The organism is Acinetobacter sp. CIP 53.82 (assembly GCF_000369465.1).
GTDB classification, from domain to species: Bacteria; Pseudomonadota; Gammaproteobacteria; order Pseudomonadales; family Moraxellaceae; genus Acinetobacter; species Acinetobacter indicus.
Map to the genome: position 1 here is coordinate 1,595,839 of NZ_KB850046.1, position 21,764 is coordinate 1,617,602.

General features: G+C 49.6%; 20 protein-coding genes. 9 read left to right on the top strand and 11 right to left on the bottom strand.

All coding sequences use genetic code 11. From position 1 onward, the window contains the following. Nucleotides 1-79: 79 nt before the first annotated feature. From F905_RS13055 to F905_RS13070, 4 genes are all read right to left on the bottom strand, one after another. A complete protein-coding gene (locus F905_RS13055) occupies nt 80-298 on the bottom strand; it encodes a hypothetical protein (protein ID WP_005181560.1) in 219 nt (72 codons plus the stop codon). A gap of 209 nt (nt 299-507) precedes the next feature. Further along, complete coding sequence (locus F905_RS13060) at nt 508-1,128, bottom strand: cell division protein BlhA (protein WP_005181562.1); 621 nt, start codon at nt 1,126-1,128, stop codon at nt 508-510. A 23-nt stretch (nt 1,129-1,151) separates the two neighbouring features. Then, entirely contained in the window at nt 1,152-1,559 is a 408-nt protein-coding gene (locus tag F905_RS13065; protein ID WP_005181563.1) for a DNA polymerase III subunit chi, read from the bottom strand. Next, nucleotides 1,552-3,000 carry a leucyl aminopeptidase gene (locus tag F905_RS13070; protein WP_005181565.1) on the bottom strand — a complete coding sequence of 483 codons (1,449 nt, stop codon included), beginning with the start codon at nt 2,998-3,000 and terminating at the stop codon, nt 1,552-1,554. Before F905_RS13070 ends, F905_RS13065 begins: the two co-directional genes overlap by 8 nt. 158 nt (nt 3,001-3,158) lie before the next feature. Here F905_RS13070 and lptF point away from each other — a divergent pair, with 158 nt between their 5' ends. The 4 genes from lptF to F905_RS13090 all read left to right on the top strand — a co-directional run bounded on the left by lptF (nt 3,159) and on the right by F905_RS13090 (nt 8,190). Continuing rightward, on the top strand, nt 3,159-4,259 hold the full coding sequence (gene lptF, locus F905_RS13075) for an LPS export ABC transporter permease LptF (RefSeq protein ID WP_005181567.1): 1,101 nt from the start codon (nt 3,159-3,161) through the stop codon (nt 4,257-4,259). A gap of 1 nt (nt 4,260) precedes the next feature. Continuing rightward, nucleotides 4,261-5,331, top strand: a complete 1,071-nt coding sequence (gene lptG, locus F905_RS13080) for an LPS export ABC transporter permease LptG (RefSeq protein WP_005181568.1) — start codon at nt 4,261-4,263, stop codon at nt 5,329-5,331. A gap of 118 nt (nt 5,332-5,449) precedes the next feature. After that, nucleotides 5,450-6,997 carry a 2,3-bisphosphoglycerate-independent phosphoglycerate mutase gene (gene gpmI, locus F905_RS13085; RefSeq protein ID WP_005181570.1) on the top strand — a complete coding sequence of 516 codons (1,548 nt, stop codon included), beginning with the start codon at nt 5,450-5,452 and terminating at the stop codon, nt 6,995-6,997. 23 nt (nt 6,998-7,020) lie between these two features. After that, nucleotides 7,021-8,190, top strand: a complete 1,170-nt coding sequence (locus F905_RS13090) for a S41 family peptidase (protein ID WP_005181572.1) — start codon at nt 7,021-7,023, stop codon at nt 8,188-8,190. A gap of 16 nt (nt 8,191-8,206) precedes the next feature. Here the strand turns inward: F905_RS13090 and F905_RS13095 are convergent, their stop codons facing one another. The 3 genes from F905_RS13095 to F905_RS13105 all read right to left on the bottom strand — a co-directional run bounded on the left by F905_RS13095 (nt 8,207) and on the right by F905_RS13105 (nt 11,852). Then, nucleotides 8,207-9,562, bottom strand: coding sequence for a sigma-54-dependent transcriptional regulator (locus tag F905_RS13095; RefSeq protein ID WP_042119426.1), 1,356 nt, complete (start codon nt 9,560-9,562; stop codon nt 8,207-8,209). Nucleotides 9,563-9,633: 71 nt separating this feature from the next. Further along, nucleotides 9,634-11,202, bottom strand: coding sequence for a sensor histidine kinase (locus F905_RS13100; protein WP_005181575.1), 1,569 nt, complete (start codon nt 11,200-11,202; stop codon nt 9,634-9,636). A gap of 14 nt (nt 11,203-11,216) precedes the next feature. Continuing rightward, on the bottom strand, nt 11,217-11,852 hold the full coding sequence (locus F905_RS13105) for a response regulator transcription factor GacA (protein ID WP_005181577.1): 636 nt from the start codon (nt 11,850-11,852) through the stop codon (nt 11,217-11,219). Nucleotides 11,853-12,069: 217 nt separating this feature from the next. On the opposite strand from F905_RS13105, the gene F905_RS13110 reads away from it, so the two are divergent. After that, nucleotides 12,070-13,152: a serine hydrolase gene (locus F905_RS13110; RefSeq protein ID WP_127799456.1), complete on the top strand. Its 1,083-nt coding sequence runs from the start codon at nt 12,070-12,072 to the stop codon at nt 13,150-13,152. Between the two features lie 92 nt (nt 13,153-13,244). Here F905_RS13110 and thrC read toward each other — a convergent pair whose 3' ends face one another. The 4 genes from thrC to xerD all read right to left on the bottom strand — a co-directional run bounded on the left by thrC (nt 13,245) and on the right by xerD (nt 17,702). After that, nucleotides 13,245-14,390 carry a threonine synthase gene (thrC, locus tag F905_RS13115; protein ID WP_005181581.1) on the bottom strand — a complete coding sequence of 382 codons (1,146 nt, stop codon included), beginning with the start codon at nt 14,388-14,390 and terminating at the stop codon, nt 13,245-13,247. 57 nt (nt 14,391-14,447) lie between these two features. Beyond that, complete coding sequence (locus F905_RS13120) at nt 14,448-15,752, bottom strand: homoserine dehydrogenase (RefSeq protein WP_005181583.1); 1,305 nt, start codon at nt 15,750-15,752, stop codon at nt 14,448-14,450. Nucleotides 15,753-15,874: 122 nt separating this feature from the next. After that, nucleotides 15,875-16,687, bottom strand: coding sequence for a DsbC family protein (locus tag F905_RS13125; RefSeq protein ID WP_005181584.1), 813 nt, complete (start codon nt 16,685-16,687; stop codon nt 15,875-15,877). A 97-nt stretch (nt 16,688-16,784) separates the two neighbouring features. Continuing rightward, nucleotides 16,785-17,702 (bottom strand): site-specific tyrosine recombinase XerD, encoded by a 918-nt coding sequence (gene xerD, locus F905_RS13130; RefSeq protein ID WP_005181586.1) that lies wholly within the window; start codon nt 17,700-17,702, stop codon nt 16,785-16,787. 168 nt (nt 17,703-17,870) lie between these two features. Here xerD and F905_RS13135 point away from each other — a divergent pair, with 168 nt between their 5' ends. The 4 genes from F905_RS13135 to murD all read left to right on the top strand — a co-directional run bounded on the left by F905_RS13135 (nt 17,871) and on the right by murD (nt 21,762). Beyond that, the gene (locus F905_RS13135; RefSeq protein ID WP_005181588.1) at nt 17,871-18,131 is read left to right on the top strand and encodes a FeoA family protein; all 261 of its coding nucleotides are present in this window, start codon (nt 17,871-17,873) and stop codon (nt 18,129-18,131) included. Then, nucleotides 18,128-19,981, top strand: coding sequence for a ferrous iron transporter B (gene feoB / locus F905_RS13140; protein ID WP_005181591.1), 1,854 nt, complete (start codon nt 18,128-18,130; stop codon nt 19,979-19,981). Before F905_RS13135 ends, feoB begins: the two co-directional genes overlap by 4 nt. A 25-nt stretch (nt 19,982-20,006) precedes the next feature. Next, nucleotides 20,007-20,255 carry a DUF6587 family protein gene (locus tag F905_RS13145; RefSeq protein WP_005181592.1) on the top strand — a complete coding sequence of 83 codons (249 nt, stop codon included), beginning with the start codon at nt 20,007-20,009 and terminating at the stop codon, nt 20,253-20,255. A gap of 154 nt (nt 20,256-20,409) precedes the next feature. After that, entirely contained in the window at nt 20,410-21,762 is a 1,353-nt protein-coding gene (gene murD, locus F905_RS13150; RefSeq protein WP_005181594.1) for a UDP-N-acetylmuramoyl-L-alanine--D-glutamate ligase, read from the top strand. The last annotated feature ends 2 nt before the right edge of the window (nt 21,763-21,764 follow it).

Here is a 21,764-nt window from a genome sequence, read left to right on the forward strand (position 1 = left end):
AAACAGTGCTGAAAAACCGCACGTACAAAAAAGCCCACGCGGGGTGGACTTTTATCTTGCGGGGAGAAATTCGCTGACCTTAGTGCTTGATCACTGTGACGGAAGTGCCGCCTAAACGTGGACTGGCTTCTGCAACCGGTGCCAAAGAAAATGTACCCTTTTCAGCTTCTTTGGTCAGGTAAATATAAAGCGACTGGAAATCTGCACGGCTGATTAATAAATCCTGAGCAGTAATATGCCATTGTTCACCACTATGCAGATGGTCAATTTTGCTCGATATTTGTGTCAAGATACCCATTTTAAACCCTAATTATAAAAATAATTTTTACTTTAAAAGGCAGCAGTACTGCTGTTTAAAGTATGACTATCTTGTGACAAAAATATTTCACTTTCATGACATGCGGGCGAGAAATTCTGCCTCACAACCCGATTTATCTTTCAGATGGGCCGGCTTAAATCTGTATTTACTGATAGAGTACCGGGTTTTTCGTACCAGAAGGCCGACATTTAGGTCTCTTTGGAAAATTGGGAATGTTTTAAAATATATTCAATTTCTTCCTGGGCAGCGGCCTGTAACTGGCTGCGGAACTGTTGTACTGCTTCTTCAATCCGGGTTTCGGCTTCCAGTTCCAGACGTACCCGGACACTGTCGAGTTCCGACAGAATCTGCTCATCGGCAATACGCACGCCTTTGGCAAAATTGAAACTGCCATTTTCCGGATTTTTCTGATAACGCGCAGTGTAGTCCAGAATCTCCTGATCCAGCTGGGTGCGTAAACTGGCCAGAGTTTCGGTCTGCGCGGCAAACTGTTGCAGTTCATCCTGATACAGAGCCTGCGCATACGCGGCCTGATCAGCGCGTTGTTGGGCCAGACGTTGTTCTAGCATCTGCTGGCGGCGAATACGCGCTTCTTCAATTAACTGGATTTTCAGTTCGGCATAGGCCTGATCAATTTTCTGAAAGGACTGTTGCTGTTGCTGCTGATCGTACTCCACCCAGCGTTTGAGGTCGCTGTCCGGTTGCAGCACCTCACTAATCCGATGCAGGTCATCAATAAAGGTCTGACGCACAGCTTCAGGCGCAGTTAACCAGCGCTGTTTAAAATCTGGACCAACATTTAATGCCACGCTGCATCTCCTTTGGGGTGGTTCTATAATTTGTGGGTTTGCGGCTCAATGCCTAAACGACGATATTGTTTATATTTTTCCCGGCCAAGCTGTTTGGCGGTTTCATGATTTTCAATGATTTCGATAATGTGACTAAATTTGGCGAACTGTTCAAGAGCCTGTTCGTTAAAATTAAACACAATCCAATCATTTTCAGTTGGCAACTGCGCTGAAATACAGACCTGTGCCGTAGGCTCATCAATACCATGCGGAATAAAACTGCCGGCATCAAAGCTCCACAGCCGTTCATCCAGCGCCCGTTGCAATGCCGGGTCTGCGCTATACAGCCAGATGCGCTGTGGTTCACGCAGGATTTTCCGGCATAAACGGCAAGTGCTGTCCACTTGCCGTTCAGGACTTTTTTCAAACAGATAAAAGCTGACTTTAGCCATGCTGCTCTGCACGGTTGGCCAGGAATTGCATCAGTAGCGGTACCGGACGGCCTGTTGCACCTTTATGGGTTCCTGAATTCCAGGCAGTGCCGGCAATATCCAGATGCGCCCAGCGATAGTCACGAGTAAAGCGTTGCAGGAAGCAGGCTGCAGTCACAGAACCGGCTTTTGGACCACCAATATTGCCAATATCGGCAAAAGGTGAATCTAATTGTTCCTGATAGTCATCAATCACCGGCATACGCCATACGCGGTCAAAACTCTGCTGGCCGGCCTGGGTCAGTTCCTGTGCCAGTTCATCATCTGGTGTGAACAGACCGGTTAACACCGAACCGAGCGCAATCACACAGGCACCGGTTAAGGTCGCCACGTCAATGACCAGTGCCGGGTTAAAACGCTGGATATAGGTCAGGGCATCACACAGCACCAGACGGCCTTCGGCATCGGTGTTCAGGATTTCGACAGTCTGACCGCTCATGGTGGTGACAATATCGCCCGGACGGGTGGCTTTGCCCGATGGCATATTTTCCGCTGCGGCAATGGCTGCCACCACATGAATCGGCAAGCGTGATTCACACAGCGCACGTACGGTCCCCAAGACTGAGGCTGCACCGCACATATCGAATTTCATTTCGTCCATGCCAGCACCCGGTTTCAGGGAAATACCGCCGGTATCAAAGGTAATACCCTTACCGACCAGTACAATAGGTGCCTGCTCAAGATTGGCCTTGTATTCCAGGGTAATCATGCGGCCCGGACGCTCGGAACCCTTGCTGACCGCAAGGAACGCACCCATGCCCAGGTCAGCCATATGCTGTTCATTCAGCACGGTTACTTTGAGTAAATCCGGGAATTCTTCTGCCAGTGCCAGTGCCTGATCAGCCAGATATTCCGGGAAGCAGATGTTCCCCGGACGGTTGCCTAAATCGCGGGCAAAATTCTGACCAGTATGTACCGCTTCAATAAATTTCAGCTGATGGGCAGTTAACGGGCTTTGTGTGGCAATCAATTGAATCTGCTCTAATACAAATTCATTCTTTTTGGTTTTAAATTCATCAAAACCGTAGGCGGCCTGGGTCAGGCTCAAGGCAAAAATATAATGCAGTTCTTGTGGCAGGACTGATAGATCTACCGCAATACTGCTAAATTTCTTCTGTGCGGTTTTTACAATGGTTTGCGCCAGTTTGGCCAGTTTAGCCGGCTGTAATTCGCTGCTTGAACCAAGGCCAATCAGCTGGCTGAATGCCGGCAAGTTGTCCTGTGCTGTCAGGCTTAAGCTTTCATTAAAGCCGGATTTAAATTGTACGGCCTGGGTGATGCTATCTAAATTTTTGATTTTATAGTGATCTGCGGTTGTACGAAGGGTATTGGCATCGACCAGAATAAATAAAGCAGCTGCGGTGACATTGTCTTGGTATGTCGGATGAATCGTCAGTTTCATATGCGTTATATAGGCCTTTTAAAATTTTAAAACCATTAAACCATTGAAACATTTTCATGAATAGAGTTTCAATGTGAAACAACAGTATAGGTTTTATATTTTCAACATTCGGGTAAACTATCGCTAGTTTTATTCCCTCGTTTTCTGGAAGCATTAATTTGATTATTCGGCGTTATCTGGTCAAGCAAGTTGTGTCGACATCCTTGGTTGTGATTGCCTTATTGACCTTGATCATGATGGGTGGCCGGCTGATCAAGTATTTTGGCGTCGCCGCGCAGGGGCGTCTGGATGCGGGGATTCTGTTTAGCATTATTGGCTACCGTCTGCCGGAATTTTTAACCCTGATTTTGCCACTGGGCTTTTTTATTGGCCTGATGCTGGTGTTTGGCCGGCTTTATGTCGATCATGAAATGGCAGTGTTAAATGGCAGCGGTGTCAGTCGTAACCAACTGGCACGTTTATTAGTCCCGATGACGGTGGTATTTCTGGCGGTGCAGGCCATGCTGATGGTTTGGGCAGCACCGTGGGGGATTCGCCAGTTTGAAGAATTGACCACCAATCAGGCGGTCCGTACCGGTTTCGATCTGGTGCGGCCAAAAGAGTTTATCTCTTCGGGGCCATATACCATTTATGCCGGCGACCTGTCAGAAGACCGGCGTAATCTGAAAGATATTTTCTTCTACCAGCGTGCTGACCGTCCGGGCAAACCGGATATCATGATTCTGGCCAAAGAGGCGACCCGGATTGAACTGTCCAATGATCCGGCCAATGTGGTCGATCTGGTCGAAGGGCGCCGTTATGAAATTTATCCGGATCGTCCGCAGTATTCTCAGGCTGAATTTGCCAGCTATCGTTTGCGTCTGGAAAGTGATCAGGAAGCCAAATTCCAGAGCACCGAAGTGGAAGCCCTGCCAATCGGGCAATTGTGGGATAACCGTCAGGACCCGGTGGTGGCCAGTGAGCTGGGCTGGCGCATCTTCGTACCGTTTTCAATTCTGGTGGCGCTGCTGCTGGCGGTGGCTTTATCAGAAGTCAGTCCGCGTCAGGGACGTTATTTAAAACTGTTTCCGGCCCTGCTGATTTTTGCCAGCCTGATTGTGGCGCTAATGGCGGTCAAAACCCGGATCAGTAAAGAAGAAATGGGTATCTGGGCCTATCCGCTGGTGCTGATGGTCTATGCCATTGCGGCGGCGCTGTTCTCGCGTAAACAGAAACTGGCACCCAAAATCAAGAAACAGATTCAGCGAGTGAGGTCTTAATATGTTCGCACGTCGTATAGTGGCCAAGCATGTGACCAAAACGACCGCACTGGCGATGTTGGGGGCAACCGCGGTGTTGTCCGGCTTACAGGTATTATTTACCTATCTGGGTGAACTCGGTTCCCTAAAAGAAGGCTATGGCGCGCTGGATGCCTTATGGCATGTGCTCTGGGGTGCGCCCGGTTATCTGTATGAAATTCTCCCGATTGCCGCATTAATTGGCGCGGTGCTGGGCCTGGGCACGCTGGCTTCAAACAGTGAGTTGATTGTGATGCGTGCCGCTGGTATCAGCCTGTGGCGGATTGTCGGCTGGGTGGTGCGTTCGGCACTCATTCTGGTGGTGCTGTCTTTTGCCTTAAGTGAATGGGTGATTCCCTATACCAATGAGCGCGCAGAAAGCGTCAAGAAACATCGTAGCGTGGCTGAACTCGGTGAAGTCAAAGGCTACTGGACCCGTGAAGGGCAGCGCTTTATTTATATTGACTATGCCAACTCGCAGGGCACACTGAAGAATATTCAGGTCATCGACTTTGATGATAACTTCCGCTTACGCGGTACCTTAAATGCCGAGCAGGGCCAGTTTGTCGAAGATGGCGCCTGGTCACTGCAAAACAGCCGCCAAATGGACATTCTGCCAGAGGGCAATGCTATTGCTGATCAGCAGGCCACGCAGCCTTTATCGCTGGCTTTGCAACCGAAATATGTACACATGGTCACCATCGACCCGGAAGATTTATCACCCAGCCAGCTGGTCAGCTTCATGAGCTATATGCATGAGTACAGTCAGGTGCCGAAAAGCTATCAGCTGGCTTTCTGGCAAAAAGTTGGTTCTCCATTTGCCCTGATTGCGCTGGTGCTGATTGCCTGTTCCTTTATTTTTGGACCGCTGCGCCAGCAGTCGATGGGTTTCCGTCTGGTGATTGCCTTGTTTGTCGGCTTGGGCTTCTTCTATTTACAGGATTTCCTCGGTTATGCCAGCCTGATTTATGCGCCATCTCCGGCCTGGTTTGTGTTTATCCCGATTATTCTGATGTTTGTGGTGGGTGGTTATCTGCTGCAACGCGCCCGATAAGCCGGCAATTGAACAAAACGATAGTGTGGCACGGTTGAAACCATCAGCCGTGCATGGTGTCCGAACTGAAAATTCGGTAAGATATGCGATTAATTTGTAGACTAAAAGAGTGTGAACTATGACGGATGCAACTGCAGGCAAAATCCCTCACGTACTGGTCATTATGGATGGTATTGGGCATCGTGAAGCTGTTGAGGACAATGCGTTCCTGGCGGCACAACGTCCAAATTTGACCGCTATGCAGGAAAAGCATCCGCATGGGTTGATTTCAGGTTCAGGTGAAGATGTGGGCCTGCCAGATGGTCAGATGGGTAACTCCGAAGTGGGCCATATGAACCTGGGTGCCGGCCGTGTGCTATATCAGGACTTTACCCGTATTACCAAAGATATCCGTACCGGTGCTTTCTTTGAACATGAAGTGCTGGTCGATGCAGTCGAGAAAGCCAAAGCTGCGGGCGGTGCCGTGCACTTAATGGGCCTGCTGTCGGAAGGTGGCGTGCACTCACATGAAGACCATATTGTGGCAATGGCGGAGCTGGCGCTGAAACGTGGTGCAACTGTTTATTTACACGCATTTCTGGATGGCCGTGATACTCCGCCAAAAAGTGCGCAGCCCTCTTTGCAAAAACTGGATGCCCTGTTTGCCCAATATCCAGGCCAAGGCCGGATTGCCAGCATGATCGGCCGTTATTTTGCCATGGACCGCGACAACCGTTGGGACCGTGTAGAACAGGCTTATCGTTTGTTAACAGAAGGTGAAGCAGTCCGTACTGCAGCAACCGCCGTAGCTGGTCTGGACGCAGCTTATGCAGCCGATGAAAGCGATGAATTTGTTAAAGCTACCCGTATTGGTGAGGTTGCGGCAATTCAGGATGGCGACAGCGTGGTGTTCATGAACTTCCGTGCAGACCGTGCCCGTGAACTGACCAAAGCCTTTGTGGAAACCGACTTTGCCGGTTTTGAGCGTAAAGTGGTGCCGCAGCTAGCCAAGTTTGTGATGCTGACCCGTTATCAGGCCACCATTGATGCACCTGTGGCTTATATGCCAGAAGCACTGAAAAACTCGCTCGGTGAATATCTGTCAGACCTGGGTAAAACCCAGCTGCGTATTGCCGAAACCGAAAAATATGCACACGTGACCTTCTTCTTTAGTGGCGGCCGTGAAGATGAATATCCGGGCGAAAAGCGCATTCTGATTCCATCACCAAATGTAGCGACTTATGATCTCAAGCCAGAAATGAGCGCGTATGAAGTAACGGATGAGCTGGTGGCAGCGATCAATTCAGGTGAATATGACTTGTTGGTGGTCAACTATGCCAATGGCGATATGGTGGGTCATACCGGTGTATTTGATGCAGCGGTGAAAGCGGTAGAAGCAGTGGATACCTGTCTGGGCCGTGTGTATGAAGCTGTAATGGCCAAGCAGGGTCATATGCTGATTACTGCTGATCATGGTAATGTCGAGCAGATGCAGGACTATGACAGTGGTCAGGTTCATACCCAGCATACCACCGAGCTGGTGCCGTTTATTTATGCTGGCCCGACCCAGGCGGTGATTGCAGAAGGTGGTGTTCTGGCCGATGTAGCACCGACTTTATTAAGTCTGATGCAACTGCCAATTCCTGCAGAAATGCAAGGGCGTAATTTAATTACCCTGACTCCATAAACTGCCAACAGATAGGTGAAAGGATGGTTCCACACTGGAAACGCATGCTTGTTGCAACAACATTGATGATGTGTGTGAACCTGCCTGTCTGGGCGGCAGAAGATCAAGATCCGCTGGCACTAGAAGAAACCACCGAGCAGGACTATGTGGAAGTGCCGGTCGAATCGATCCAGCAGTTTGTCAAAATTTATGGGCTGGTCAAAGCCAATTATGTCACGGAAAAAAGTGACGAAGCTTTGTTTGCTCAAGCCATTCAAGGTCTGGTTTCCGGACTGGACCAGTATTCGCGTTATCTGAATGCCGAAGATTACCGTGCCTTGGTGCAATATACCGAAGGTGATCTGGCCTCGGTTGATTTTAATTTACGTTACGATGCCCAGCAGCATCAATGGCAGATCCACAATTTAAGACCCGATGCCGACTCGGCCAAACAGGGCCTGCGTAATGGTATTTCGGTCTTTAAAATCGACAATCAGGAACTGCAAAAGCTCAATCAGGATCAGGTCAATGCCTTGTTGATGGGCGCGGTTGGCTCCAATATCACCTTGCAACTGACCGCAAGCGCGCAGCCGATTCGTCTGGTACGCAACAGAAAAGTCGAAACCGATATTCAGGCGCAGATGCTGAGTAATCAGGTACTACTGATTAAAGTCAAAGTCTTCCAGCAAGATACTGCCAATGAAATCAAGGAACTGATCGAACAGTACAGCACACCACGGCTAAAGGCGGTACTGTTTGACCTGCGCAATAACCCGGGCGGTTTGCTGTCCTCGGCAGTCGAATCAGCCGATCTGTTCTTGAATCAGGGCGTGATTGTTTCTACCAAAAGCCGCGCTGAAGGCGACCAGCAATTTCAGGCTTTACCGAGTTTTGAATTCCAGAATCTAAAGGTCGGTGTGCTGATTAACCAGCGTTCGGCCTCGGCTGCAGAAGTGTTTACTGCCGCCTTAAAAGATCATGGCCGTGCCTGGGTGATTGGTGAAAAAAGTTATGGCAAAGGGGTGGTACAGAAGCTGTTTCCGCTGTCAGATGGCACCGCCTTACAAATGACGGTTTCTCACTATTACACCCCGCAAGGCAAAATGATTGAAGGGGTCGGGATTGAACCGAACCAGCGCTATGCACTGCAACAGGATATGAAAGAAGACAATTATCTGGACCATGTTGCAGAGCTGCTGTTAAGTCATAAATAGGCGCAGGGTTCGCACCTTATTCATCGGTATCCAGTCCGAATTTCTTTAGTCGATAACGCAGGGAACGAAACGACATCCCCAGTTTTTTCGCAGCCAAAGTCCGGTTCCAATGGGTCAGATTCAGCGCATTCAGCAAAATCTCTTTTTCGATTTTCTCCAGAAACAGCTCCAGTCCTTCTTCCGGCAGTTTACGCGGAGCAGCGGGCAGGGCATCGGCTGTAACCGGTGTTGCAGTGTCGGTTTCTGGCTCGGCCAGTGGCGCCATCTTGCGTAACGGTGCGGTCTGCAGATGCGGCAGATCAATCACATCATCATCACTCAAGGTCATGGCACGTTCGATGATATTGCGCAGCTCACGCACATTACCCGGATAATACTGTTCCAGCAAAAACTGCTGGGCACGTTCCGACAGGGTTTTGCTGTGTATATCCCATTCCTGGGCAATTTTCTGAATAAAATGCTGGGCCAGCAATAAAATATCTTGACCGCGCTCACGCAGTGGCGGCAGCACAATATCCATCACATGAATCCGGAAGAACAGATCCTGACGGAACCGGCCTTGCTGGACTAATGCTTCCAGGTCCTGATGGCTGGCGCTGATAATCCGGAAATCAACATCAATTTCCGTATCGGAACCGACCGGACGAATCCGTTTTTCCTGCACCGCGCGCAGCAGTTTCACCTGCATATTGAGCGGCAGTTCGGCAATTTCATCCAGGAACAGGCTACCGCCGTGTGCTGACTGGATCAGGCCCTGTTTGTCCTGTGCTGCACCGGTAAAGCTGCCTTTTTTATGGCCGAAGAATTCGCTTTCCATCAAATCGCCCGGAATCGCGCCACAGTTGATGGCAATAAAAGGCCCGTCACTGCGGTTGCTGAGGCGATGCACCAGATTGGCCACCACTTCTTTCCCGGTGCCCGATTCACCGCTAATAAACACCGGTGCCTGCGAGCGGGCAATTTTTTTCAGGGTGGTGCGCAGTTGCTGAATCGGTAGAGATTGCCCGATCAGCATCCGCTGTTCCAGCTGGTCCGCTTCCTGACTATGTGCTTTAAACAGCGGCTGATTCAGTGCTTTTTCCAGCAATTGTTCGAGGTGTTTCTGGTTAATCGGTTTGCTGACAAAATCAAAGGCCCCGGCTTTGAGTGCGGCAATGGCAATTTCCATATTGCCATAGGCCGTCAGCACCGCAACCGGCAGCTGCGGAAAATGCTGGGCAATCAGCTCGACCAGTTGCAGGCCATTGCCATCAGGTAAATTCAGATCGGTGATGCAGGCGTCATAGTGATGACTGGACAGCAGCTGACGTGCTTGCTCCAGCCGGTGTGCCACGTGTGTTTGAATCCCCATACGCGCCAATGTCATTTGCATGAGCGTGCATAAATCTTCCTCGTCATCGACGAAGAGAACGAGTGGTTGTTCCACTAAACTTCCCCAAAAAACTATTTATTTACGTCAACAGGTGAGCATTCAATCCTGAAACATGCTCCTTGTTTTTGTTCTACATAGCGCAACTTGGCCCGATTGGCCTCGCAGAAACTATGTGATAAGTATAATCCTAAACCAGTTCCGCTAATTTCGGTACTAAAAAATGGTTGAAACAGGTAGCGAATATCATGTGAAGCCACGCCGCTGCCATAATCTTTGACATCCATATAGACCGTGTCCTGCTGGCGATAAAGTTGTAGTTCAATCGGATGATCCGGCGCATTGTGGCGCTGGGCATTACGGATCAGGTTAATCAGCACCTGACGCAGCTGGGATTCATCAAACAGAATCTGCAGAGGTTCGGGCTGGCTGACCTGAATCTGGCTGGCCAGATCGGCCAGATCATCCTGGATCAGCTGCGGAATAAAACGCGCCAGATCAATCTGCACCGGTGTGGTTTCCTTATTTTTAACCATGCTCAGGGTGTCATCAATGATCTTGTCAATGCGCTGCGACTGCTTGTCAATCATCTGGCTCAGCATCTGCTGCTGATCGGTATCGCTGCCGGCCAGCAGGCGATTGGCCTGGACAATGGCCGCCAGCGGATTACGGATTTCATGGGCAATACTGGCCGAAAGCTGGCCCAGTGCTGCCAGTTTCAGTTGCTGCACACGCTGGTTGATTTGCCGTGCATCCTGCAGCACCAGCAAGGTTAAGGTCTGCTGCGGCACCACCAGCTTTTGTACCTGAATCTGGATCAGGAAATGACTGAGCTGCGATTCAAACTGGAATTTTTCGCCGTTAGAGAGCTGGTCAAACTGCAATAATTGAAACAGGTCGGGCTGTACTTTATACAGTGGATATTTGTCGAAAGCATACAGCGGATTAATACCCAGCAAATGGCAGGCGGCCGGATTACTGACCATAATATGGCAGTTTTCATCCAGCACCAGATAGCCCATATCGGTCTGTTCCAGAATATAGCGGTTAATATTCTTTAGCCGGTTCAGTTCCAGTGATTGAGAAAAGTTCAGGTGCTCCAGAATCTGGAAACGGCGGACGGCAATCTGGCCAAAACGGTAAATAATAAAAAACAGGAACGAGAGCAGGGCACTTTGCCCGATGCGATCTAGAGAGGAAAAATCCAGTAATGTGCCAACAAAATGCTGATAGGTGACACAAATCATTGCCACCAGGGTAATGAACAGCGCCTTGCTTTTTTCCAGCAATAACGTCGCGGCGAAAATCGCAATCACAAACAGCAGGCTTAAATGCAGGCTCGGTCCATCCAGCGCAAAGGTCAGGCTGCTGAGCACCAGTACATCAACACTGAAAATCAGCGTGAGTTGTAGCGGAATCCTGTGCCGGACATAGCGAAAATACAGCAGCTGGGCACAGCTAAAAATAAAATACAGCACCAGACTGGCGGCATACAGCCGTGGATGCTGATAATCATGATTGAGAGTTTGAGTGATGAGTAAATAAATCAGCAGCAAACAGAAGGCAATTATCAGCCGATACGCCCCGTACCATAGCCCGAGATGGTACTGGTTCAGTTCAGCTTGCGTACGGCGGATATCCATGAGGCTTAAACCGCTTAAGGTTTAATTAATCCGTAGCGAATGGCCAGATGGGTCAGTTTGACATCACTGTCGATATTCAGTTTTTCAAAAATACGGTAGCGATAGGTGTTTACGGTTTTCACGCTGACGAACAGCTTGTCAGCAATTTCCTGCGCGCTAATACAGTTCACCACCATCATTGCCACCTGCATTTCACGTTCCGACAGGCTGTCGAACGGTGATTGCTGGGTGTCTGACAGGTAGGAACTGGCCAGTTGCTCGGCAATATCGGCACTAAAATATTTACCGCCCTGCATGACTTTTTTAATGGCACGCACCATTTCCGAGACAGGTGCACCTTTGGTGATATAGCCTTTGGCACCGGCTTTGAGTAATAAAGAAGGATAGGGTTCTTCGGCCAGACCACTGACCGCCAATACCTTGGTTTCCGGGGCAGTCTGTAATAAACGGCGCGTGGTTTCCACCCCGCCAATGCCCGGCATGTTCACGTCAAGCAGGACCACATTGGGATGATGCTGGCGCACCAGATTAATGGCTTCTTCCCCAGATTCAGCTTGTCCAATGACCTGAACATCGGTGTGGTCTTCGAGCATACGGCAGATGCCGGTACGAACCAATTCATGATCATCTACCACTAAAACTGTGATCACCTAGACTCTCCCTCTCACTAAAATCATCTTTTTTGTTACATATAGCAAAATTAGCTTGCAATCAACCGACAAAATTGGCCATCCTATTCTTAACCTAAAGTGAAAAATTCTGCACAATGTCGGAGGCTAAAATTGGTTCCGTGCTGTGTTGTAAATGTAAGGCATATTTGAGGTAATACGCAAATGTATCTTACCTCCCTGAGTTGAGTAAGCAATAGTGAAAAATTCTAAGAAGTTATTAATGCATGTGCTGGGAGCATCGGTTCTGCTCGGCATGAGTTCAGTCAGTACTGCTGAAATCGTCATGAACCCTTCCTCGGGGAGTAACGCCCAGGCAACGCTAAGCTGGTCATCTGAAGAGGCCAATCAGCTGCTGAATGGCGATGTGATGACCACCGCCACGACTTCTGTGACCGAGCAGGTGGTGGAACCGTCACCACAAGGCTCAACCAAAATTACCACCACGGTACGCAGTTCCAGCACACCGGCGCCCGCCAGCACGGTTAGTAGAACCAGCCCGATTCTGGATACTGCATCCTATAGCAACCAGCCCACTGTGAACGCACGTGCCGCACTGGTGATGGATGCCAATACCGGTGAAGTGCTGTACAGTAAAAATACCAATACCGCGTTGCCGATTGCTTCAATTACCAAAGTGATGACTGCGGTAGTGACGGCGGATGCGCGTTTAAATATGTCTGAGCAAATTACCTTGCAGCAGATTGATTTTGCCGGTGCAGCAGGCAAGAACTCCAGTTCGACCCTGCGTGTGGGCGACAAGATGAACCGTGCTGAAGCCTTATTATTTGCCTTAATGAAATCAGAAAACCCGGCCGCAGCAGCGCTGGCGCGTACCTATCCAGGTGGACGCAGCGCGTTCGTGGCTGCCATGAACAACAAAGCGCGTGAGCTGGGCATGCATTCGACTCGCTTTACCGAATCGACCGGTTTGGACCCACGCAATGTATCATCGGCGCGTGATTTAGGTATTCTGGTCAGTACCGCGTCACAATATGGCCTGATTCGCCAGTTTTCGACCACGCCAAGCTATGACTTTAACCTAGGTTATCGGGTGCTGAAATCGAACAATACCAATTCGCTGGTGCGTAATGGTGGCTGGAATATTAACCTGTCTAAAACCGGCTTTATTAATGAAGCAGGGCGTTGTCTGGTGATGCACACCACTTTAAATTCACGTCCGGCGGTGGTGATTATTTTAGGGGCCAGCAATACCCAGGCGCGTAATAACGATGCCACCCGTTTAATGTCCTGGACCAGCCAGTTACCAAAACGGATTTAAGCTGAACTGTTCTGTGCGAAATCGTGCAGAACTTAAAACCTCAGCCATAAAAAAATCCCTGCATGAGCAGGGATTTTTGTTTCAAACCGGAATTATTGATCCATGTTTGAAAGGATAGAATCACGAACCTGATCCATAGTGGCGTCAATTGACAGCATCACCGCATCCTGGCATTGTTTCATTGCAGTGTCTGGATCTTTCAGACCGTTACCAGTAACAGTACATACAATCACCGAACCTTCTGCAATTTTACCGGCTTTAATGTCACGCATCGCGCCGCCAATGGATGCTGCAGATGCAGGCTCAACAAACACGCCTTCGTACATGGACAGCATGCGCTGAGCTTCCAGAATTTCTGCATCGGTCAGTTCATCGAACCAGCCTTGTGAATCACGAACTACAGCTTTGGCATGGTTCCAGCTTTGCGGGTTACCAATACGGATTGCAGTGGCTACAGTTTCCGGGTTTTCAACTGGCGCACCACGTAAGAATGGCGCAGCGCCAGAGGCTTGATAACCGACCATAACTGGTAAACCTTCCGGTTTTGGACCAGTAAAGGCATCCGTTGCCGCATCATACACCACTTGTTCAAACTGGTCTGCAGGCTGGTTAGCCACAGCTTCGGTATAACCCATCCAGTGTGCAGTAATATTGCCCGCGTTACCAACTGGCAGGCAGTGGTAGTCTGGGGCACGGCCGAGTTCATCCACGATTTCGTAGGCAATGGTCTTTTGACCTTGCAGACGGTACGGGTTGATCGAGTTTACGATGGTTACAGGAGCCTGATCGGCCACTTCTTTCACCAGACGCATACCATCGTCAAAGTTACCGCGAATCTGCATGGTGATGGCACCGTACATCATGGCCTGTGCCATTTTACCCATGGCAATTTTGCCTTCAGGAATTAAGACAAACGCTTTGATACCAGCACGCGCTGCATAGGCTGCTGCCGCTGCAGAAGTGTTACCGGTGGAGGCACAGATAATGGCTTTTGAACCTTCTTCAACCGCTTTGGTTACGGCCATGGTCATACCACGGTCTTTAAATGAACCTGTCGGGTTTAAGCCTTCATACTTCACATAAATTTCAACGTTCTTGCCAATAATACGTGGAATGTTCTCAAGCTTGATTAGCGGGGTATTCCCTTCACCGAGAGAGATTGCACGTGTAGTTGCAGACACTGGTAAACGGTCACGATAACGGTCAACTAAACCAGTATAACGATTGGCATTCGACATGATGATGTTCCAATTGTGTGTAGAGCTTGGCAAGGGGAAATATTCCCCTTGACCCGATTAATTATCAAGCGATTCTAAACGAATTCGTACAATTTCGCCATGAATCACAGGCAAAGCTTGAATTCGTTGTAACGCTTCATCCATTTTTGATTCCTGAACTGGGTCAGTCAGAATCACGATAGGGATAAGGTCTTTTAAGCGAGATTGCTGCATGATGGCATCAATACTGATACCGGCACGGCTTAAAATAGTGGTGACATCGGCCAGTACACCGGTCTGGTCTTCGGCATTAATGCGAATATAGTAACCCGTGGTCATCTGTTCACGGCTTAAAATTGGCAAGTCGGTTAAGGCTTCGAAGGCCAGTTGCGGAATTGTCCCTGCACCGTCTTCGGTATAGGAGATGTCACGGACAATATCGACCACGTCAGCAACCACTGCTGAAGCGGTCGGGCCTGCACCGGCACCGGCGCCATAATACAGGGTTGGACCGACTGCATTGGCCTGCACCAGCACCGCATTTTTCACGCCATTTACATTGGCAATCAGTTCTTCTTCAGGAATCAGGGTTGGATGCACACGCAACTCAATACCGGCATCGGTACGGCGTGCAATCCCTAAATGCTTGATGCGGAAACCTAAATCTTCGGCATATTTGACATCTTGTGCGGTAATTTTGCTAATGCCTTCGGTGTACACCTTGTCAAATTGCAGCGGAATACCAAATGCACATGAGGCCAGAATGGTCAGCTTGTGCGCTGCATCAATACCTTCAACGTCGAAGGTTGGATCAGCTTCGGCATAACCCAGTTCTTGCGCTTCTTTCAGCACATCGGCAAAGGCACGGCCTTTTTCACGCATTTCGCTTAAGATGAAGTTACCGGTACCGTTAATGATACCTGCCAGCCATTCAATCTTGTTCGCGGCCAGACCTTCACGGATCACCTTGATGATTGGAATACCACCAGCTACCGCAGCTTCATAGGCGATCTGAACGGCATGATCATCAGCGGCTTTGAACAGTTCATTACCGTGTTCAGCCAGCAAGGCTTTGTTCGCGGTGACAATATGTTTGCCGTGTTTCATCGCTTCCATAATGACTTCATATGCAGGATGAATCCCACCCATGACTTCAACCACGACATCTACATCCGGTTGACGCACGATATCCAGCAGGTCCGAGCTTTGTTTGACCGTTTCTGGCAGGTTCAGGTCTGGACGCGGACGACGGGTGCCGACATAGGTAATTTCAATTTCACGACCGGTGCGACGTTTAATCTCAGCAGCATTTTCTTTTAATAGTTTAAGGGCACCACCACCCACAGTACCAAGACCGAGGATTGCCAGACGAACTGGTTTCACGTCACACTCCATATTTAATCAATTTTAAGCGAGCTTAGATCATAGCTAAAAAAAGCTGAAGACTCTAGCGTAGAAATCACTTTCTCTTGATCTATAAAAAACAGTAATTTAACCCATTAAAATTAGTTATTTAAACGCTTCAGCAATTCGCTTGGCGACAGATAACCACCGAGGTAGACCCCGTCTGCACTATAGATTGCCGGGGTACCGTTCACCCCGATATTCAGACCCAGCTGATAGTGTTCACGTACTGGCGTTTTGCAGCTGGCGGCAGGCAGTTCAGCACCGGCAATGGCCTGATCAAAGGCCGCATGGCGGTCTTGGCTACACCAGACGCTTTCCATGGCCGGAATAAACTGTTCGCCACGTGGCCAGGCAATATAGCGTACTTCAATGCCTTGGCTGTTCAGCTCATCCATATGTTCATGCAGCTTGTGGCAGTATGGGCAGCTGACATCGGTAAACACATAAATGATGTGTTTGGTTTCACCCTTGGCTTTATAGATCAGCAGGTCCTGCTCTTTCAGGCTGGCAAAAATCTGTTTATTGGTGCCGGCTTGCAGGCTCTCACCGACGTTATGTAGCTGTTTGTCGCCTAAACGGATCACATCGCCCTGGAAAATGTATTTGCCATCGCTGGTGGCATAGACTGCAGACATGCCTTCCAGGCTGACCCAGTACAGATTCGGGACTTCCGTGGTTTTGACTTCAGTGATTTTGGCCTGAATGCCAGCAGTTTTAAAATGCTGTTCCAGGGTTTTGACCAGACGCTGCTGGGCATTACGTTCAGAAAGGGTAGAGGCTTCCCCGGTTGCCGGTGCACTGGCCGTAAGCGTGGTTTGTTTTTTCTCATCATTATTGCTCGAGCATGCCGTCAGGCCGAGGCCTGCAGCAAGTGTCATGGCCATTACAATTTTCGCGCGGGTAAATGTCATTGCTAACCCTTTTCTTATCGATATAAAAACAAGGAGGCTAGCATAACAAAAAAAAATGACCGATCGAAAACTTCTTGGTCGTATTTCGGCAGTGCGGTTAAGCGCGAGGATGATGGGTCGCGTGCAGCTGCTGCATGCGAATCTGCGCGACATGGGTATAAATTTGTGTGGTCGACAGGTCGCTATGCCCCAGCAGCATTTGCACCACGCGCAGGTCCGCGCCATGATTGAGCAGATGCGTGGCAAAGGCATGGCGTAAGGTATGCGGCGATAATTCGGCCTGAATCCCGGCCTGTAGTGCATAGCGTTTAATCGCATACCAGAAGTTCTGCCGGCTCATGATGCCGCCATGCTGGGTCAGAAATAAATAATCGGTGCTGGTTTTATATAGCTGCGGCCGCGCCTCTTGCAGATAGTGTTCTACCCATTCACAGGCGACCTGGCCTAAAGGCACCAGACGTTCTTTATTGCCTTTGCCGACAATGCGCAAATAACCCTGTTTCAGGTTAATCAGCTCCAGACGTAAATTCAGCAATTCAGACACCCGTAACCCACAGGCATACAGCACTTCAAACATGGCCCGGTCACGCAGGCCCAGCGCTGTATTGACATCCGGTGCCTGAATTAGCGCTTCAACATCGGCTTCGGACAGATCTTTGGGCAAGGCCCGGCCCAGTTTTGGGGTTTTATGTGCGGCGACCGGATTGTCGGCGCGCAGTTTCTGTTCACGCAGAAATTTATAAAAAGCCCTTAAGGCCGATAGGCAGCGGGCAATCGAACGTGGGCTTTTTTGCTGTTTGGTCAATTCAATCAGGACATCGGAAATATCATCATGACTCCAGTCCAGCATCGAACTGGGCACGCAGGCACTGCATAACATTAAGTCGGACAGATAGGCATTGCGGGTATGTGGACTGACGGTTTGTGCTACTAGATGATCGCGAAAGCCCTGCAAATAGCTTAAATGTTCCGGAATGGTGACAGGTGCAGGAATGCGGGGCTTTTTATTGAGCATGTGGATCACTTTAATTTAAGAATTCGATCAAGATCATTGGAATTCTCCAATGTAGAGTAATTTTTCCGGGCTGTCGATGTGATATAAGAACGGAAACGTAATCAATCCTTATTTGTTAATTATTCTCATTTGTTTGTATACTATTTAAAAGAGCTTAGGAATTTCACAGTGCGTTTATCAGAGTTAAAGGTAAAGCAGACGGCCATTATCCGCCAGATTATCCGGCAGGATGAGGGGGGCGAGTCACACAATGACTTGGTGGCCAGCCGTCTGGAAACATTGGGGTTTGTGCCGGGCACGCGCGTTCAGGTCATTACCAAAGGTGTTTTTGGCGGGGACCCGATTCTGATTCAGGTCGGTTTTACCCGTTTTGCCTTACGCAAAAATGAAGCAGAGAAAATTGAAATTGAAGATGGAGTCACTACATGAGTGATGCCTTACGTATTGCCCTTGTAGGGAATCCTAACTGCGGTAAAACCTCATTATTCAACCATTTAACTGGTACACGCCAGAAAGTTGCCAACTATGCCGGCGTAACGGTCGAACGTAAAGTCGGTCATTTTAATTTACCTTCAGGCAAGCCGGTACGGGTGCTGGATTTACCTGGCACTTATAGCTTGAATGCTGCCAGCCCGGACGAAGCCATTACCCGTGATGTGGTACAGGGCAAACTGGCAGAAGAAGGCCAGCAGGATGCTTTCCTGTGTGTGGTTGATGCCACCAATCTGAAGCTGCATCTGGGTCTGGTACTGGAAATGATTGAACTGGGTCGTCCAATGTTGCTGGTGCTGAACATGATGGACGAAGCGCGTCGTCGTGGCATGCAGATCAACACCCAGAAACTGTCTGAGCGCCTCGGTGTGCCGGTGGTAGAAACCGTGGCCGTGCGCCGTTCCGGGATTGAAAACCTGATGAATGCGCTGGATCAGGGTAAATATGCGCTGCCACATACCGAATTGACCGGTCTGAAAGGCGATGCCCATCAGAAGGTCGAAACCCTGCTGAATGATGTGGTGCAATACGTCGATCAGGAAGATAAACGTTCCGATTTCCTCGATAAGGTGTTCCTGCATCCGGTGCTGGGTCTGGTCAGTCTGGCGGTCATGATGTTTATCATTTTCCAGGCGGTCTTTGCCTGGGCAGCCCCATTTATGGACGGGATTGAAACCTTCTTTGGCTGGCTGGGTGAAGTAATTGGTGGCAGTATTGCCCATCCTTTACTGAACAGTCTGGTGGTGGACGGGATTATTGCCGGCGCCGGTGGTGTGGTGGTGTTCCTGCCGCAAATTCTGATTCTGTTCTTCTTTATTCTGATGCTGGAAGAATCCGGTTATTTACCGCGCGCTGCATTCTTGCTGGATAAACTGATGTTTAAAGCCGGTTTAAGTGGCCGTGCCTTTATTCCGTTACTGTCCAGCTTTGCCTGCGCGATTCCGGGGATTATGGCAACGCGCAGTATTAGCGACCCGCGTGACCGTTTAACCACTATTTTTGTGGCACCGCTGATGACCTGTTCCGCACGTTTACCTGTGTATGCGCTGTTAATTGCTGCCTTTATTCCGGAACAAACGGTATGGGGCCTGTTTAACCTGCAGGGTCTGGTGCTGTTTGCGCTGTATATGGCTGGTATTTTAAGTGCGCTGGGCGTGTCTTTTGTGCTGAAGTTTTTCCAGAAAGACAAATCCGATCACATGCTGTTGATGGAACTGCCAAGTTACCGTTTCCCGGACATCAAAAACGTCTGGATTGGGTTGCTGGATCGCGCCCGAATCTTCCTGAAACGGGTTGGTGGCATCATCTTTGCCCTGTCGATTCTGCTCTGGTTCCTGTGTACCTTCCCGCAGCCGCCAGAAGGCGCGACCATGCCGGCGATTGATTATACCTTTGCCGGGATGCTGGGCCATATCATGCAGCCAATTTTTGCCCCACTGGGCTTTAACTGGCAGATCTGTATTGCCTTGATTCCAGCAATGGCAGCCCGTGAAGTGGTGGTGGCAGCACTGGGTACCATTTACGCCCTGTCAGGGGATGAAGATGCCATGGCCGATGGTCTGGCCAGCATCATCAGCAGCGGTGGTGACTTGGGCTGGTCATTGGCGACCGGTTTATCGCTACTGGTCTGGTTTATTTATGCGCCGCACTGTCTGGCGACGCTGGCCACGGTACGCCGTGAAACGGCATCGTGGAAAACAGTGGGCTTTATGACCGTGTATCTGTTTGGTCTGGCCTATTTGATGTCATTCCTGACCTATCAGATTGCATCCAACCTGTTGGCTTAAGCCGAAACAAAAAAAGGAGACTGAAATGATTGAAGTATTGATTGTGGCGGTATTGGTGATGTGGAGCACGCTGGTGGTCTTCAAAAAGGTATTCCCGAAGACTTCAAATTCAGTCTTTCTGAAGTTGTCGGATGCCTGTACGGCAAAAGGCTGGCACACGCTGGGCAAATGGTTCAGACCGAAAATGGCTGCCGGTTGTGGCGGTGGCTGTGATTGTCCGGTGTCGGAGCAGGCCAGCAAGAAAACTGAAGTACAAGGGGGCAAGTGGAAGTAAGCCCTTGAGCATCAAAAAAGCCGTCATCTCTATGACGGCTTTTTTACGCACTGACACAAAATTTTTTCCAGAAACTGCAAACAGAAAAAGCATTCAAAACCCCAAAGTGCTAACATTTCCGCAGTTTAAAATCCAAATCATTGATGGAGCTCAAATGTTAATACAACGCGGTGGATTAAAAGTTGTGGCAGGTCTTGGCATTTCAGGTGTTGCAGCAGTCAACTTCTTGCATGATCAGGGCTACCGCGTTGCCGTAACAGACTCTCGAGCGACACCCCCCGGTTATGACCAGATTCCGGCCGAGGTTCAGACCAGTTTTGGCCAGTTTGACCAGGAACTGCTGTTGTCTGCTGAAGAAATTATCATCATTCCGGGGCTTGATCCAAAACTGCCAGAAATTCAGACGGCAATAGCGCAGGGCATTCGGGTGGTCAGTGAAATCCAGATTTTGCGCCGTGCCACTGACAAGCCAATTGTGGCCATTACCGGTTCCAATGCCAAAAGTACCGTAACCACACTAATTGGCCTGATGGCTGCCGATGCTGGCAAGAAGGTCGCGGTTGGGGGTAATCTGGGCCGTCCGGCGCTGGATTTAACCAAAGATGATCCGGAGCTGTATATTCTGGAACTTTCCAGCTTTCAGTTAGAAACCACTTCAAACCTGAATGCTGAAGTGGCGGTGGTGCTGAACATGAGTGAAGACCATCTGGACCGTCATGGTGACATGCTCGGTTATCACACCGCCAAACACCGTATTTTTCAGGGCGTGAAACAGGTGGTGTATAACCGTGATGATGCACTGACCCGTCCACTGGTGCCAGATACCACCCCTATGCAGAGCTTTGGTCTGAATGCCCCAGATATCAACCAGTTTGGTATTTTAAAAGAAACAGATGGCACCATTTGGCTGGCGCGTGGCCGTGAACGTCTGCTGAAAAGCAGCGACATGTATATTCAGGGTACGCATAATATTGCCAATGCCTTGGCCTGTCTGGCGCTGGGTGAAGCGATTGGCCTGCCGATGGACAGCATGCTGAACACCTTAAAAAGCTTTAAAGGTCTGGAGCATCGCTGTGAATTCGTCGAAGAGGTCGCAGGCGTGCGTTATTATAACGACTCCAAAGGCACCAATATTGGTGCCACCCTTGCGGCACTGGAAGGCTTGGGTGCAGCAATTCAGCCGTATGGTGGTCAGGTGGCCATTATTTTAGGCGGGCAGGGCAAAGGCCAGGACTTTAAGGCACTGCGTCAGGCGCTCAGTCAATACGCCAAACTGGCAGTGTTGATTGGTGAAGATGCCGCGCTGATTGAAGCGGCGGTACAGGGCACTACCACGCTGCTCCATGCCGACAGTCTGCAACAGGCGGTCACACTGTGCCAGCAGCATACCCAGCCGCAGGATGTCGTGTTATTGTCACCTGCATGTGCAAGTTTTGATATGTTCTCGGGCTATCCGGAACGTGGTCGTCAGTTCGTGGCTTATGTCAACGAACTTGGTCAAGAATAATA